The sequence below is a fragment of the Pseudomonas sp. GB2N2 genome, from assembly GCF_054897705.1.
This window is the reverse complement of record NZ_CM142701.1, coordinates 4,998,174-5,012,660: the sequence shown is the minus strand read 5'-3', so window position 1 is coordinate 5,012,660 and position 14,487 is coordinate 4,998,174. Positions and strand designations below refer to the sequence as shown.

At 60.0% G+C, this 14,487-nt stretch carries 14 protein-coding genes; 6 read left to right on the top strand and 8 right to left on the bottom strand.

The features are described 5' to 3' along the window. Nucleotides 1–58: 58 nt before the first annotated feature. Nucleotides 59–1,354 carry a glycine-betaine demethylase subunit GbcA gene (gene gbcA, locus ACYZT4_RS23190; protein WP_461983152.1) on the top strand — a complete coding sequence of 432 codons (1,296 nt, stop codon included), beginning with the start codon at nucleotides 59–61 and terminating at the stop codon, nucleotides 1,352–1,354. A gap of 782 nt (nucleotides 1,355–2,136) precedes the next feature. Here the strand turns inward: gbcA and ACYZT4_RS23185 are convergent. The 7 genes from ACYZT4_RS23185 to ACYZT4_RS23155 form a co-directional block, all read right to left on the bottom strand. Beyond that, complete coding sequence (locus ACYZT4_RS23185; protein ID WP_461983151.1) at nucleotides 2,137–2,703, bottom strand: GNAT family N-acetyltransferase; 567 nt, start codon at nucleotides 2,701–2,703, stop codon at nucleotides 2,137–2,139. Continuing rightward, nucleotides 2,703–3,473, bottom strand: a complete 771-nt coding sequence (gene etfB, locus ACYZT4_RS23180; protein WP_461983150.1) for an electron transfer flavoprotein subunit beta — start codon at nucleotides 3,471–3,473, stop codon at nucleotides 2,703–2,705. The genes ACYZT4_RS23185 and etfB overlap by 1 nt, the downstream gene beginning before the upstream one ends. 15 nt (nucleotides 3,474–3,488) lie before the next feature. Further along, nucleotides 3,489–4,709, bottom strand: coding sequence for an electron transfer flavoprotein subunit alpha (gene etfA, locus ACYZT4_RS23175; RefSeq protein WP_461983149.1), 1,221 nt, complete (start codon nucleotides 4,707–4,709; stop codon nucleotides 3,489–3,491). Then, nucleotides 4,709–6,658: a dimethylglycine demethylation protein DgcB gene (dgcB, locus tag ACYZT4_RS23170; RefSeq protein WP_461983148.1), complete on the bottom strand. Its 1,950-nt coding sequence runs from the start codon at nucleotides 6,656–6,658 to the stop codon at nucleotides 4,709–4,711. The genes etfA and dgcB overlap by 1 nt, the downstream gene beginning before the upstream one ends. Nucleotides 6,659–6,769: 111 nt before the next feature. Then, a complete protein-coding gene (gene dgcA / locus ACYZT4_RS23165; protein ID WP_265041350.1) occupies nucleotides 6,770–8,830 on the bottom strand; it encodes a dimethylglycine demethylation protein DgcA in 2,061 nt (686 codons plus the stop codon). 15 nt (nucleotides 8,831–8,845) lie between these two features. Continuing rightward, complete coding sequence (locus tag ACYZT4_RS23160; protein WP_003194877.1) at nucleotides 8,846–9,376, bottom strand: DUF5943 domain-containing protein; 531 nt, start codon at nucleotides 9,374–9,376, stop codon at nucleotides 8,846–8,848. A gap of 75 nt (nucleotides 9,377–9,451) precedes the next feature. Then, nucleotides 9,452–10,429 (bottom strand): dipeptidase, encoded by a 978-nt coding sequence (locus ACYZT4_RS23155; RefSeq protein ID WP_008033250.1) that lies wholly within the window; start codon nucleotides 10,427–10,429, stop codon nucleotides 9,452–9,454. 220 nt (nucleotides 10,430–10,649) lie between these two features. Between ACYZT4_RS23155 and ACYZT4_RS23150 the strand changes: the two genes are divergently transcribed. The 4 genes from ACYZT4_RS23150 to ACYZT4_RS23135 all read left to right on the top strand — a co-directional run bounded on the left by ACYZT4_RS23150 (nucleotide 10,650) and on the right by ACYZT4_RS23135 (nucleotide 12,275). Beyond that, a complete protein-coding gene (locus ACYZT4_RS23150) occupies nucleotides 10,650–11,051 on the top strand; it encodes a lysozyme inhibitor LprI family protein (RefSeq protein WP_461983147.1) in 402 nt (133 codons plus the stop codon). 214 nt (nucleotides 11,052–11,265) lie between these two features. Then, nucleotides 11,266–11,520, top strand: coding sequence for a type II toxin-antitoxin system RelE family toxin (locus tag ACYZT4_RS23145; protein WP_461983146.1), 255 nt, complete (start codon nucleotides 11,266–11,268; stop codon nucleotides 11,518–11,520). Then, entirely contained in the window at nucleotides 11,504–11,827 is a 324-nt protein-coding gene (locus ACYZT4_RS23140) for a helix-turn-helix domain-containing protein (RefSeq protein WP_461983145.1), read from the top strand. The genes ACYZT4_RS23145 and ACYZT4_RS23140 overlap by 17 nt, the downstream gene beginning before the upstream one ends. A 31-nt stretch (nucleotides 11,828–11,858) precedes the next feature. Then, complete coding sequence (locus tag ACYZT4_RS23135; protein WP_461988772.1) at nucleotides 11,859–12,275, top strand: DUF3010 family protein; 417 nt, start codon at nucleotides 11,859–11,861, stop codon at nucleotides 12,273–12,275. A gap of 51 nt (nucleotides 12,276–12,326) precedes the next feature. On the opposite strand, the gene ACYZT4_RS23130 is transcribed toward ACYZT4_RS23135, so the two are convergent. Continuing rightward, on the bottom strand, nucleotides 12,327–13,274 hold the full coding sequence (locus ACYZT4_RS23130) for a GlxA family transcriptional regulator (RefSeq protein ID WP_461983144.1): 948 nt from the start codon (nucleotides 13,272–13,274) through the stop codon (nucleotides 12,327–12,329). Nucleotides 13,275–13,480: 206 nt separating this feature from the next. Between ACYZT4_RS23130 and choX the strand changes: the two genes are divergently transcribed. Continuing rightward, complete coding sequence (gene choX / locus ACYZT4_RS23125) at nucleotides 13,481–14,425, top strand: choline ABC transporter substrate-binding protein (protein WP_461983143.1); 945 nt, start codon at nucleotides 13,481–13,483, stop codon at nucleotides 14,423–14,425. Nucleotides 14,426–14,487 lie beyond the last annotated feature (62 nt).

Sequence of the window (14,487 nt, the reverse complement as noted above, 5' to 3'; positions counted from 1 at the left end):
GTAGCAACCCTGATCAGCCACTTTCGCGGCCACGCAGATGGCCTTGAGGAAACACACGATGGACGTCACCGCAAAAATCAGCCTGGGCGATCCGCTGGAACCCGCACGCAAGGCCACCGCGCAGATGCTGCAAGAGCGCGAACGCACGTACTCGCTGCCGCAGCCGTTTTACTCTGACGAGCGGCTGTTTGATATCGACATGCAGGAAATCTTTCAGAAAGAGTGGTTGATCGCCGGCATGGCCTGCGAGATCCCGAGCAAGGGCAACTACTTGACCCTGCAAGTCGGCAAGAACCCGATCATCGTGATTCGCGGCGCCGAAGGCGTGATCCACGCGTTCCACAACGTTTGCCGCCATCGTGGCTCGCGGCTGTGCACCAGTGAAAAAGGCAAAGTCGCCAAACTGGTGTGCCATTACCACCAGTGGACCTACGAACTGGACGGGCGCCTGTTGTTCGCCGGCACCGAAATGGGCGCTGACTTCGACATGAAGCAGTACGGCCTGAAACCGGTAAACGTGAAGACCGCCGGCGGCTACGTCTTCATCAGCCTGTCAGAGAATCCGCCGGCCATTGATGACTTCCTGTCGACGCTGAACCATTACATGGAACCGTACGACATGGAGAACACCAAGGTGGCCATCACCACCACCTTGATGGAAAAGGCCAACTGGAAACTGGTGCTGGAAAACAACCGCGAGTGCTACCACTGCAACGCGTCGCACCCGGAACTGCTGAAAACCCTGCTGGAGTGGGACGACGTCACCGACCCACGCGCCGACCAGGCGTTCAAGGACCACGTCGCCGCCTCCGCCGCTGCCTGGGAAGCCGAAAAAATCCCTTACGCCCACGCCAGCTTCGGACTGCGTAACCGCATCGTGCGCATGCCGCTGCTCAAAGGGACCGTGTCGATGACCATGGACGGCAAGCAAGGCTGCGCCAAACTCATGGGCCGCATCAAGAACCCGGACCTCGGCTCGATGCGCATCCTGCACCTGCCCCACTCGTGGAACCACTGCATGGGCGACCACATCATCGTGTTCACCGTGTGGCCGATCAGCGCCCAGGAAACCATGGTTACCACTAAGTGGGTCGTGCACAAAGACGCGGTCGAAGGCGTGGACTACGACGTTGAGCGCATGCGCCAGGTGTGGGATGCGACCAACGATCAAGACCGTCGCCTGGCCGAAGAAAATCAGCGCGGGATTAACTCCACGGCTTATCAGCCTGGGCCGTATTCCAAGACTTATGAGTTTGGGGTGGTGAACTTCGTGGATTGGTACAGCGAGCGGTTGCTAAGCAACCTGGGGGCGGAGCCTGCGCCGTACCTTAAAGGCGTGCCAGTTCAAGGCTAGACACCCACCCTGTAGGAGCGAGCTCGCTCGCGAAGAACCCGAGTGCGCCGTTGCCATCTGGTTCTACGCGTTATCGTTCACGCCCATCGCGAGCAAGTTCGCTCCTACAAGGGTTTCTAATTATAGAACTGTACGAAATATGATCTATTCCGTTCAGCACTATATCCCCCTTGGCTTCCAGCCTTCCGCAAACAAGTTATCCACACCTTCACCCACAGCTATTGGGGACAAGTGCGGCATCAAGGATAACTTTCTCCCCAGAAACCGAAAAAAATCCGTGACTTATCCAAAAGTCTGGGTTTAAACAGCGTTTGATTATTTCTTGATCAGCAGGCTGAAAGCCATGTAATTCCTGGCTCCCATAGGATGGCGAACACCTTATCCACAGAACGGCCAACAGACTTCGGGGACAACTCGCGTACATCTGTGGAAAACCGCTGAAAGCTACGATAAATCGGGTTCTGCGCGTCTTTTGTTACTTCGAAACTTCGAATTGTTCATTTTTCACACAACATCTTGAAAGCCCCGTTTCATAAGGGCTGCGTCGGACAGTGAACATCTTATCCACAGAAGCGCCAACAGAGATTGGGGGCAACTATTGCCGCTCGTTAAAACTTAGCCAGCGGAAAAAGCCTTTAAAAACCGAAAGTTACGCTGGTTGTTTTTTGTACGAAACGCTGCAAGGCCTGAATTGCATGGCTTGCAGCGATGGACAAACATGTTATCCACAGAAGCGCCAACAGGGATTGTGGGTAAATAGCTCTCAGGGATTGGCGGGGTACTTACGGACGATGCATCAGAAACGCTTCTCCCGTCACCTGAATCATCGGATGCGGCGTGATCAGGCACGTATCGACGACGCGGAAACCATGGCGCTCGTAGAAACGACGGGCGCCAGTGTTGGCGGCGTAGTCGATCAGGCTCAAACCCTTGAGGCCCAGTTGGGTCGAACGCTCCTGTGCGTGGGCGAGGAATTGCTTGCCCAGGCCCTGGTTGCGCCAGCCGTCATGCAGCGCCAGGCTGGAGATGTAGAGCGTGTCGGGGATTTCCATGTCGGCATACGGCGCCAGCACCGGGTCGGTGGTGGGTTCAGCCAATGGGTCGTGGCGCATCGCGTAGCTGTGCAGCATGCCGACGACGTGGCCGTTTGCCTCGGCGATCAGGCAGTTCTGCCAGGAGAAATCCACGTCGTCTCGGGCGTAGCGGAGCGCGCCTACGTCCAGCAGGTCTTGGCCGGGTTCGGCGAGTTGGCTCCAGATGTAATCGGAAGCACCCTCTGACGAAATCTGGAACAGGCGGGCAATTTCCCCCGAATCCGCGCGCACTGCCGGGCGAAAGACCACTGACATTAGCGAACCACGCCTTCTTCAATCAGCAATTTAAGAATCGCCTCAGCCCCCGCTTGCGCGGTCACGCCCTTGAGCACTTGCCCGCCACCGCCACTGGCCTTGGCCGTTGCGGCTTTCATGCGATCGGCGCCGCTTTTGGCCTTGATCACTTTCAAGCGTTTAGGTCGGGGTTTGGCCGGTTGCAACGTGGCGACTGCCAACAGTTCATCGTCGATCACTTCGACGTCATCCGCCTGTAACACCCCACGGCGCGCCGGGCCGTAAGCGCTTTGACGCGGCTTGGGCGCGGCGTTATCCACCGTCGCCAGAAACGGCAGCCGTACTTTCAAACGACGACGCTGGCCACGGGGCAAGGCTTGCAGGACGAGCGCAGAATTGCCGTCGATGGATTCGACTTGCGCCAGTCCGACCACCAGCGGCCAGCCGAGGCTTTCCGCCAGCAGGAACGGCAACATGCCCGAACCTTCACCGGTTTCCGCCTGACTCCCTGTCAGCACGACCTGAGCGCCAGCGTCACGCAGATACGCGGTCAACGCTGGAAGCGCATCGGCGCCAACCGGTTGTTCCAGTACATGCAGCTGTTCCAGGCCCATGCCCAGATAAGCGCGCAGCGCCGGTTCCGCAACGTCACCGGCGTGCAGCACCTGCAAATTATCCCCAGCCAGTTGCAGGCCCAGCTCCACCGCCCGCGCATCCTGTTCCGCGCGACGTGGCCGGCCGGAGGTCGGGTGGGCGCCGATGGACACCAGGCTGATGATTTTCGTGCTCATAACCCTTTCCTTCCCTTAAGCCGCATCGCGCTTGGCGTCGTTGCGGTAGGCCGCTACCGCATCGATCAAGGCTTGAAGAATCCCGGCGCTCTCGCCGATCACCGACAGGTCGGCCCGTTTGATCATGTCGCAACCAGGGTCGAGGTTGATCGCCACCACCTTGTCGCAGGCACCGATGCCTTGCAGGTGCTGAATCGCTCCGGAAATCCCCACGGCCACGTAGACCCGCGCGGTGACCCAGGTGCCGGACGCGCCGACCTGCCGATCACGCGCCATGAAGCCGTCGTCGACCGCCACCCGGGATGCGCCTTCTGTAGCGCCGAGCGCTTCGGCGGTCTTGTGGAAAAGTCCCCAATCGCGGACGCCGTTGCCGCCGGAGAAAATGAATTCGGCTTCGGCCATCGGAATGGCCGCCGGGTCTACTGCCACTGCGCCCAGATCTTCGATACGCGACAGACTGCGGACCACGGCTGTGGATAACTCCACCGGCAACGCTTCGTGACGGGTTTCGCTGACCGGTTCCGCACATTCGACGGCCGCCAGAATCAAGCGGGCAACTGGACGTGCAAGGTCCTGTAGCCCGGCACCCGCGCGACCGATGCATTCCTGATCCTTGACCTGCCAGACCCGCGTAGCCGGGCGTTCGCCCAGTGCGGCGGCAAAGCGTCGACCCAGTTCACCGCCTCCGCTACGGCTGTCCGGCAGTAGCCAGTGACGCGGGCTGAACTGGTTATCCACAGCCCGCAGGCCCTGGACACGTTGCTCCGGTGCATAACCGCTGAATTCGTCGCCCTCCAGCACCAGCAAGCGATCGACACCGGCGGTGGCAAAGGCATTCTCTTTGTGTTCGCCGAAGACCACGGCCAGCACCGCGCCGTCTTTGCCCGCCAACTGATGGGCCAGGCCAAGCAAATCGCGGTCGTGACTGCTCAAGCGACCGCCGACCATGTCCGGCACCACGCTGATGTAAAACGCCGGTTCCGGCACCTGATGCAACGGCAATTGCACTTCAACAGCGGCCGAACGCTTGGTTGCGCCGCCCTGTTGTGCGCCGCTGCGGTCGATGCGCTTGATGCCGTTGGGACCGATAAAACCGATGCCGTGGAGGTTTTTGCGAATGACGCCGCTCGGCCCCATCCAGCTGTGTTCCGCCGGTTGCATGGCCGCGTGCAGCGGGTGCAGGCGGTTACGGGCAATCCATTCGGCGCGGGGGTCGCGGCGGATAATGTCGCTCATCAGTGGGCCTCCGCAGGTTCACGTTGGGCCGGGGTGGACGGTTTGCTCGGCGCTGCGTCTTCGAGCAACGCGTCCGCCACCAGTTCGGCGATGTCCTTGATCAACGGCCGCGGTTCGACCACGCCTTCGAGCATCGCGGTGCACTGCGGGCAACCCACGGCCACCAGTTCGGCGCCGGTTTCGCGGATGTCGTCCATGCGCATGTCGGGAATGCGTTGCTTGCCCGGAATGTCAGTGATCGGCGCGCCGCCACCGCCGCCGCAGCATCGCGAGCGGAAGCCGGACCGTTGCATCTCCTTCACTTCGATCCCGAGCGCGCGCAACACATCGCGCGGTGCCTCGTATTCGCCGTTGTAGCGGCCGAGGTAGCACGGGTCGTGATAGGTCACGCTGCTGCCTTTGTGCTGGCCGAGATTGAGCGCGCCAGCGTCGATGATTTCCGCCATGTAGGTGCTGTGATGCTGCACCAGGTAGTTGCCGTCGAACGCGCCGTACTCGTTTTTCAGTACGTGGAAGCTGTGCGGATCGCAGGTGACGATGCGGTTGAAGCTGTACTTGGCCAGAGTCTGGATATTGCGCTTTGCGAGCAACTGGAAAGTCGCTTCGTCGCCCAAGCGGCGGGCCACGTCACCGCTGTCGCGCTCTTCAAGTCCGAGCACCGCGAAGTCGACCTTGGCCGCTTTCAGCACTTTGATGAAGGCGCGCAAGGTGCGCTGGTTGCGCATGTCGAACGCGCCGTCGCCGACCCAGAACAACACGTCGACGGATTTTTTCTCGCTGAGCAGATTGAGGTTCAGATCCGCCGCCCAGTTCATCCGTCCGCCCGGCGCAAAACCGCCCGGGTTGTCGGTGGCGATCAGGTTTTCCAGGACTTCGGCGCCCTTGTTCGGGGTCGCGCCTTTTTCCAGGGTCAGATGGCGGCGCATGTCGACGATGGCATCGACGTGCTCGATCATCATCGGGCATTCCTCAACGCACGCGCGGCAGGTGGTGCACGACCACAGGGTGTCGGCATCCACCAGACCGTTGACGATGGGTTGATGTGGATTGCCGGCGTGTAATCCGACTTCTTTGCCGGGGTACGGACTGCCGGCGAACTTGGCATCGGTGCCACCGGCCAGGCCGACGACCATGTCCTGAATGAGTTTTTTCGGGTTCAGCGGCTGACCGGCGGCGAACGCCGGGCACGCGGCTTCGCATTTACCGCACTGCACGCAGGCGTCGAAACCGAGCAGTTGGTTCCAGGTGAAATCCTTGGGTTTTTCTACCCCCAGTGGCGCGGAGGTGTCGTTCAGGTCCAGGGGTTTCAAACCGGTGGAACGGCCGCCACCAAAGCGTTCGGCGCGACGGTGCCAGGCCAGGTGCAAGGCGCCGGCGAAGGCGTGCTTCATCGGCCCGCCCCAGGTCATGCCGAAGAACAATTCGCTGACGCCCCACAGCACACCGACGCCGAGGATCGCTGCGACGATCCAGCCACCGAAGTTTTCCGGGAGGATGCCGGCCACCGGCAGGGTCACCAGGAAGAACGACGCCGAGAACGCCAGCAGGCTTTTCGGCAGGCGCATCCACGGGCCTTTGGACAAACGGGCGGGCGGGTTGCGACGGCGCAGATAGACAAAGATCGCGCCGACGAACATCACCGCTGTCATCAGCAGTAATGCGTAACCGAGGAAGCGGTTATGCAGGCCGAAACCGTGGACCAGAATCGCCAGTACCGCCGACGCCACCGCACCACCGGCCGTGGCCACGTGGGTGTTGGCGATGTATTTGTCCCGCGCGACGACGTGGTGCAAATCGACCATGTAGCGCTTGGGCATGGCGAACAGGCCACCGATTAGGTCGACTTTCGAAGCTCGCCCCCGGCGCCACATGGCCACCCGCCGCAACGCGCCAAGGACCGCAAGGCCCAGGGCGGCGAACAACAGGATTGGAAGAAGGGTGTTCAACATCAGAGTCACCTCTAGCGAGGTGCAAGCTGCAAGCTACAAGCTGCAAGAAAGGGCAGCGGCGAGGCTGGGCTTTTACTTGCGGCTTGCAGCTTACGGCTTGCAGCTGCGCCGTCAAAAATCCTTACAGAGCCGCAGTGCGTCATAGATGGCGGCGTGTGTGTTGCGTTGCGCCACGCAGTCGCCGATGCGGAACAGCAGGTAGCCGTCGCCCGCCTGGCTCAGCGAAGGTTGCGGCTTGATGGCGAACAGAGCTTCGATGTCCATCTGGCCCTTGTTGCGCGACGCTTCCTTCAACGCGTAGTAGATTTCTTCGTCCGGACGCACGCCGTTTTCGACGACGACCTGGTCCACCACCCGCTCCTCTTTGGCGCCCGTGTATTCGTTTTCCAGCACCGCGACCAACTTGTCGCCTTCGCGGTAGACCTTCTCCAGCATCATGTCGCCGGTCATGATCACTTCTTTCGGGTACATGCTGCGGTAGTAAGTCGGGAACGAGGTGCCGCCAATCGCTACGCCCGGCTTGATGTCGTCGGTAACGATCTCGACCTGGCTGCCCTTGTCGGCAAGGAAGTCAGCGGTCGACATCCCGGTGAATTCGCAAATGGTGTCGTAAACCAGCACGTTTTTGCCCGGCGCAACCTTGCCGTCAAGGATGTCCCAACTGCTGACCACCAAGCCTTCAGCCGCGCCCCAGTGCTCGTTCTGCTCCAGGAACGGATGACCGCCGACAGCGAGCACCACCACGTCCGGACGCAGGTCGAGAATGGTCGCCGCATCGGCCGCGACGCCAAGGCGCAGGTCTACTTTCAAACGTGCCAATTCCAATTGGAACCAGCGGGTGATGCCAGCAATCTGGTCCCGTTGCGGCGCTTTCGAGGCGGTAGTGATCTGCCCGCCGATGAATTCTTTCTTCTCGAACAAGGTCACGTCGTGGCCACGTTCGGCGGAGACGCGAGCCGCTTCCATCCCGGCCGGGCCAGCACCGACGACCACGACTTTGCGTTTCACACCGGTCGATTTCTCGATGATGTGCGGCACGCCCATGTATTCACGGGAAGTCGCGGCGTTCTGGATGCACAACACGTCCAGGCCCTGGTACTGACGGTCGATGCAGTAGTTGGCGCCGACGCACTGCTTGATCTGGTCGACCTGGCCCATCTTGATCTTGGCAATCAGGTGCGGGTCGGCGATGTGGGCACGGGTCATGCCAACCATGTCGACGTAACCGCCTTCGAGAATCCGCGTGGCCTGGTTCGGGTCCTTGATGTTCTGCGCGTGCAGCACCGGTGCCTTCACCACTTCCTTGATACCGGCGGCCAAATGCAGGAACGGCTCCGGTGGATAACTCATGTTCGGGATCACGTTGGCCAGGGTGTTGTGCGTGTCGCAACCCGAGCCGACCACGCCGATGAAGTCGATCATGCCGGTGTCGTCGTAATACTTGGCGATCTGTTTCATGTCCTCGTGGGACAAGCCGTCCGGGTGGAATTCATCGCCGCACAGACGGATGCCGACGCAGAAATCCGGGCCGACCTCAGCCCGCACAGCCTTCAGTACTTCGAGGCCGAAACGCATGCGGTTTTCGAAGCTGCCGCCCCATTCATCGGTACGTTTGTTGACGCGCGGGCTCCAGAACTGGTCGATCATGTGCTGGTGCACGGCGGACAGTTCGACGCCGTCCAGGCCACCGGCCTTGGCCCGCGCGGCGGCGCTGGCGTAGTTGCCGATCACCCGCCAGATTTCTTCCGGCTCGATGGTTTTGCAGGTCGCACGGTGCACCGGTTCACGGATGCCCGACGGCGACAGCAGGGTCGGCCAATGCTCGCCGTCCCAACGGGAACGACGGCCCATGTGGGTGATCTGAATCATGATCTTCGCGCCATGCTTGTGCATGGCATCGGCCAGGTTCTGGAAGTGCGGAATGATCCGGTCGTCGGCCAGGTTGACCGACTTCCACCAGCCTTGCGGGCTGTCGATGGCCACGCTGGAGGAACCGCCGCAAATCGCCAAGCCGATCCCGCCCTTGGCTTTCTCTTCGTAATACTTGACGTACCGGTCGGTGGTCATGCCGCCGTCGGTCGCGTAGACCTCGGCGTGCGCGGTGCTGAGCACGCGGTTACGGATGGTCAGTTTGCCGATCTGGATCGGCTGGAACATTGCTTCGAAAGCCATGGCGGGTTCCTCGACTTACAACGGCTTGACGGTGAACAAACCGTCGTCGTGGCCTTCTTCGGAGCCACCGTAAACCTGTTCGGCAACCGTGCGGATGTTGCTGCCGCGGGCCTGAAGAATCTGGTCCATGGCGCCGGCAAACCAACCGGTGAACATGTAGTCGACTTTGCGCCCGACCTTGCCGTACACGTAGACGAACGCCGAGTGTTCGAGCTTGACGCTGGCGGTGCCTTTATCGAGGTCGATGTCCTGGATCTTGAACAGGCCCCAGCCGCGTTGCGACAGACGCTTCATGTAGTGCTCGAACACCGCGACGCCTTCCAGGCCGTGGCACTCGGCTTCTTTCTCACACCAGTGCCAGGCGGATTTGTAGCCGGCCTTGTAGAGGATTTCGGCATAGGCGTCAGCGCCCAGCACTTCCTCGATACCCATGTGGTTGTTGACGAAGAAATGGCGCGGCACGTACAGCATTGGCAGGGCGTCGGAGGTCCAGACACCGGTCTCGCTGTCGACTTCGATTGGCAATTGCGGGGCGATTTTAGCCATGGAAACTTAACTCCAGAAAATTTCGGGTATTGCCCCCGGCGCGGACGGCCGGGGGAAAGATTCTTCAGATGCGGCTTACTCGCCCCAGACGTCTTTCAAGACGTTGACCCAGTTCTCGCCCATGATCTTGCGGACCACGCGCTCGGAATGGCCGCGCTTGAGCAGGGTTTCGGTCAGGTTCGGGAACTCGCCGACGGTGCGGATACCCAGCGGGTTGATGATCTTGCCGAAGCTGGTCAGGCGGCGGGCGTAGCCCTTGTCATGGGTCAGGTATTCGAAGAAGTCCTGGCCATGGCCCTGGGTGAAGTCGGTGCCGATGCCGATGGCGTCTTCGCCGACGATGTTCATGGTGTATTCGATGGCTTCGGCGTAGTCGTCGATGGTTGAATCGATGCCCTTGGCGAGGAACGGCGCGAACATGGTCACGCCGACGAAACCGCCGTGATCGGCGATGAACTTCAGCTCTTCATCGGATTTGTTGCGCGGGTGAATCTTCAGGCCCGACGGCAGGCAGTGGGAGTAGCAGACCGGCTTCTTCGATTCGAGGATCACTTCTTCAGAAGTCTTCGAGCCAACGTGGGACAGGTCGCACATCACGCCGACGCGGTTCATCTCGGCAACGATTTCACGACCGAAACCCGACAGGCCGCCATCGCGCTCGTAGCAGCCAGTGCCCACCAGATTCTGGGTGTTGTAGCACATCTGCACGATTCCGACGCCGAGCTGCTTGAACACCTCGACGTAGCCGATCTGGTCTTCAAAAGCATGGGCATTCTGGAAGCCGAAGAGGATGCCGGTCTTGCCCTGCTCCTTGGCCTTGCGGATGTCGGCGGTGGTGCGCACCGGAATCACCAGGTCGCTGTTTTCGCGAATCAGCTTCTGGCTGGCGGCGATGTTGTTGACGGTGGCCTGGAAGCCTTCCCACACCGACACGGTGCAGTTGGCCGCGGTCAGGCCGCCCTTGCGCATGTCTTCAAACAGCTCGCGGTTCCACTTGGCGATAATCAGCCCGTCGATAACGATACTGTCGGCGTGCAATTCGGCTGGGCTCATCAGGCTGTCCCCTATTAGCGATTCGTGCGCCGAATCGTGTGCCGGCGCTTTGGGGCCAGCATATGCCTGAGGGCCGGGCCAGCCGGGTGCAAAAACGACAGGGGGTTTGCCGAAAGCGTCAATCGGCGACAAAGGGTCGTCGCCGGCCGTCATTGGCCACCTGTTCAAGGGCGCCCGCATGGGCCAGAATTCGCGGCATTACGGAATTTGGGGTGGAACAATGAAATCGATATTCCTGGCTTTGGCACTGATAACGACCGGCATACAGGCGGCTGAAGAGTCCGACAACAACCCCTGCGATGCCGTCGAAAACGACGTCCAGACCCTGGAATGCTCGGTCTACAGCAAAACCACCGCCGAAGACCTGCTCAAAGACAACTTCCAGGGCCTGACCGAGCGCATGCAGACGTCCTACGGCAAGAACCCGACGCAACTGGCCGACATCACCGCCAAGCTCAAAGCCGCCCAACAGCAATGGCTGAAGACCCGCGACGCAGATTGCGCGGTAGAAGCGTTCCCGGCGACCAGCGGCAGCAAGGCCTTCACCATCGCGCTGAATGATTGCGTGGCCCGGATGAGTGATGAGCGGTCGGAGTTTTTGGAGTCGATTGGGCAGGAGTGATGTCGTTCGTTCATCGATCGCTGGCATCACCGCCAGCTTTCACCCCTCTAGAAATGATCTTTCCCACAGACGTGGCTGACCGGGCCTACAGCGCTCCCAACCCCCCGGAGCAGACCCTATGGGCCGGGCAACATCCCGACATGCATCGTGTGAATTGGCCGTAGTGAAAATATAAGTAAAGATTAGTAAATCTTATAAAAGACTTATATTCTCCATGAACAGCATTCACTGGACTCGAAAGGCCGTTAAACAGCTCCTGAAATTGCATTCCGTTCACCAGATCCAAGTTCGTGATGCCGTTACGGCGCTGACTGGCATGCCTGATACAGGCAATGTCAAAGCATTGGTCGGTCATGACTACGCCTATCGACTTCGAGTGGGTAATTATCGAGTCATGTTCGACTGGGATGGCGCAATCAAAGTGGTCAGTATTCAAGAGGTCAAAAAACGCGATGAACGCACCTACTGACGTTCAAATCATCAATGACGCAGACGGAAACCCCGCGTTCGTGGTCATTCCTTACGCACAATACGTCGCACAAAAAACTGAGCCCGACCTGATCCCTCACGAAGTGGTCAGTCGCATAGTCGATGGCGCAACGCCGATTCGCGCCTGGCGCGAACACTTGAACCTTACGCAGGATGAAGTGGCCAAACGCATGGGCGTTTCTCAACCGGCTTTTGCCCAGCAAGAGACCGTCGCCAAGCCTCGCAAGGCCACTCGGGAAAAAATTGCTGCAGCGTTTGGAATCATGGCTAATCAACTTGAGTTGTAGGCAGCACATAACCACTGGTAAAGGGATCGAAATGAAAATCTGCGGCATTGAAATTAAAGGCAGTGAAGCGATCATCGCCGTGGCGTCTCTCGATGGTCAGGTGTTGAGCCACGTCCCGCTAGCCACCAAGAAAATCGCCCTCGACGATGACGACGAAGCTGCCAACGTCAAAATCTTCGCCGCTCACGTGGCGTCGTTTGTGCGGGAGAATTCCATCGACCGGATTGCGATCAAGAAGCGCAGCAAGAAGGGCGAGTTCGCCGGGGGGCCGACGACGTTCAAGATCGAGGGCGTTTTTCAGTTGCTGGAGAGTTGCGAGGTGACGCTGTTGTCGCCGCAGACGATCAATGCGCAGAACAAAAAACACGATTTTGAGCTGCCGGGGACGCTGAACAAGTATCAGCATGAAGCTTACAAAGCGGCGTGCTCGGCATTAGTGAAGAAATAACTGACACACCTACAGTAGGAGCCGGCAAGCCGGCTCCTACTGTAATCAGCGTCAAGCTTTCTGGGTTTGTCGGCGGTCTTCCCGGGGACAACACTCAAACCGTGCCCGATAACTGCGGGTGAAATACGACGGCGATTCGAATCCGCACGCAATGCTCACCTCCAGCACGCTCATGTCCGTCTGTCGCAGCAACTGCCGCGCCTTTTCCAGCCTTAACCGCAGATAAAAGTTGCTCGGCGTGTCGTTCAAGTGCAGCCGAAACAACCGCTCCAGTTGCCGACGCGTCACTTTGATCGACTCCGCTAATGCCAGCGTGCTCAGCGGCGGTTCGCTGTGTTGTTCCATTTCCCCGATCACGTGAACCAGTTTTTTGTTGCTGATGCCATAGCGCGTGGCGACTTCCATGCGCTGGTGGTCTTTGCGCGGGCGGATGCGGCCGAGTACGAATTGTTCGCTGACCTGGATCGCCAGTTCCGGGCCGTGGGCCTGGGCGATGAGGTCGAGCATCAGGTCGATAGAGGCGGTGCCGCCGGCGGAGGTGATGCGCCGGCGGTCGATCTCGAACAGCTCCTGGGTGACGGTCAGCTGTGGATAAGATTCCTTGAAGGCGTCGATGGCTTCCCAGTGCAAGGTCAGGCGATGGCCGTCAAGCAGGCCGGCTTCGGCGAGAACGAAGCTGCCGGTGTCGATGGCGCCGAGGGTCACGCCCTCGTTGTCCAGTCGTCGCAGCCAGTGCTCCAGCGCCGAAGTGGCGAATTTCAGCGGTTCGAATCCGGCGACCACCCATAACGTCGCGCCTTTCTTCAGCGGCTCCAGCGCAGCATCGGCGTTAACCGACATGCCGTTACTGGCGAGCACCGCCCCGCCGTCCGCGCTCAACGCATGCCAGCGATACAGCTCGCCGCGAAAGCGATTGGCGACTCGCAGCGGTTCGATGGCCGAGATAAAACCGATGGCCGAGAAACCCGGCATCAACATGAAGTAGAAATCCTGGGACATGGTGCGCACTCGATGGCCGGTAACGAGAGGGCGGTTAGCGTGTGATGTTGATACGCCACTTGCGAGCGGCATTCAAGAGCACAGGTCGCTGCAGTGCAAGTGCTGGTCGCCGCTGTGCGCTTTCATGCGCGCTTAGCTGCGTAACTTGGCATCACCGGCGCGCAGACACCGGAATCCACAATAATGAACTGCCGAGGAAACCTGAGATGAAACGACTGATCAGCAGCTGTGTTCTTGCACTCAGCGGTACCGCTTTCCTGAGCGCCAGTGTCATGGCCGCCGAACCCGCCGCGTGCCAGAACGTGCGCATGGGTGTAGTGAACTGGACCGACGTGATCGCGACCAGTGCCATGACCCAGGTATTGCTCGATGGCCTCGGCTACAACACCAAACAAACCAGCGCGTCCCAGCAAATCATTTTTGCCGGGATCCGCGACCAGCGCCTGGACCTGTTCCTGGGTTACTGGAACCCGCTGATGACCCAGACCATCACGCCGTTCGTCGCCGCCAATCAGGTCAAGGTCCTTGAAGCGCCGAGCCTGAAAGATGCGCGCGCCACCCTCGCCGTGCCGACTTACCTCGCCGACAAGGGCCTGAAAACCTTCGCCGATATCGCCAAGTTCGAAAAAGAACTGGGCGGCAAGCTCTACGGGATCGAGCCAGGTTCGGGCGCCAACACCCAGATCAAGGCGATGATTGCCAAGAATCAGTTTGGCCTCGGCAAATTCCAGCTCGTTGAATCCAGTGAGGCCGGCATGCTCGCGGCGGTGGATCGCGCTGTGCGGCGCAATGAGGCCGTGGTGTTCTTCGGCTGGGCGCCGCACCCGATGAACGTCAACGTGAAAATGACTTACCTGACCGGCAGCGAAGACGCGCTGGGCCCGGACGAAGGCATGGCCACCGTCTGGACCGTGACCGCGCCGACCTACGCTACGCAATGCCCGAACATCGGCCGCTTGCTGAGCAACCTGACCTACACCGCCGAAGACGAGAGCCGGATGATGCAGCCGCTGCTGGATCACAAGGACGCCTTCGAATCCGCCAAGCAATGGCTGAAAGATCACCCGCAAGACAAACAGCGCTGGCTCGAAGGCGTCACCACTTTCGATGGCAAACCCGCGGCTGACAATCTGAAACTCACCAGCAAATAACCCTGACTGAACCACCGATTCGCAGCCCGACCGGGCTGCGACACGGGACCACTACGCCTGTA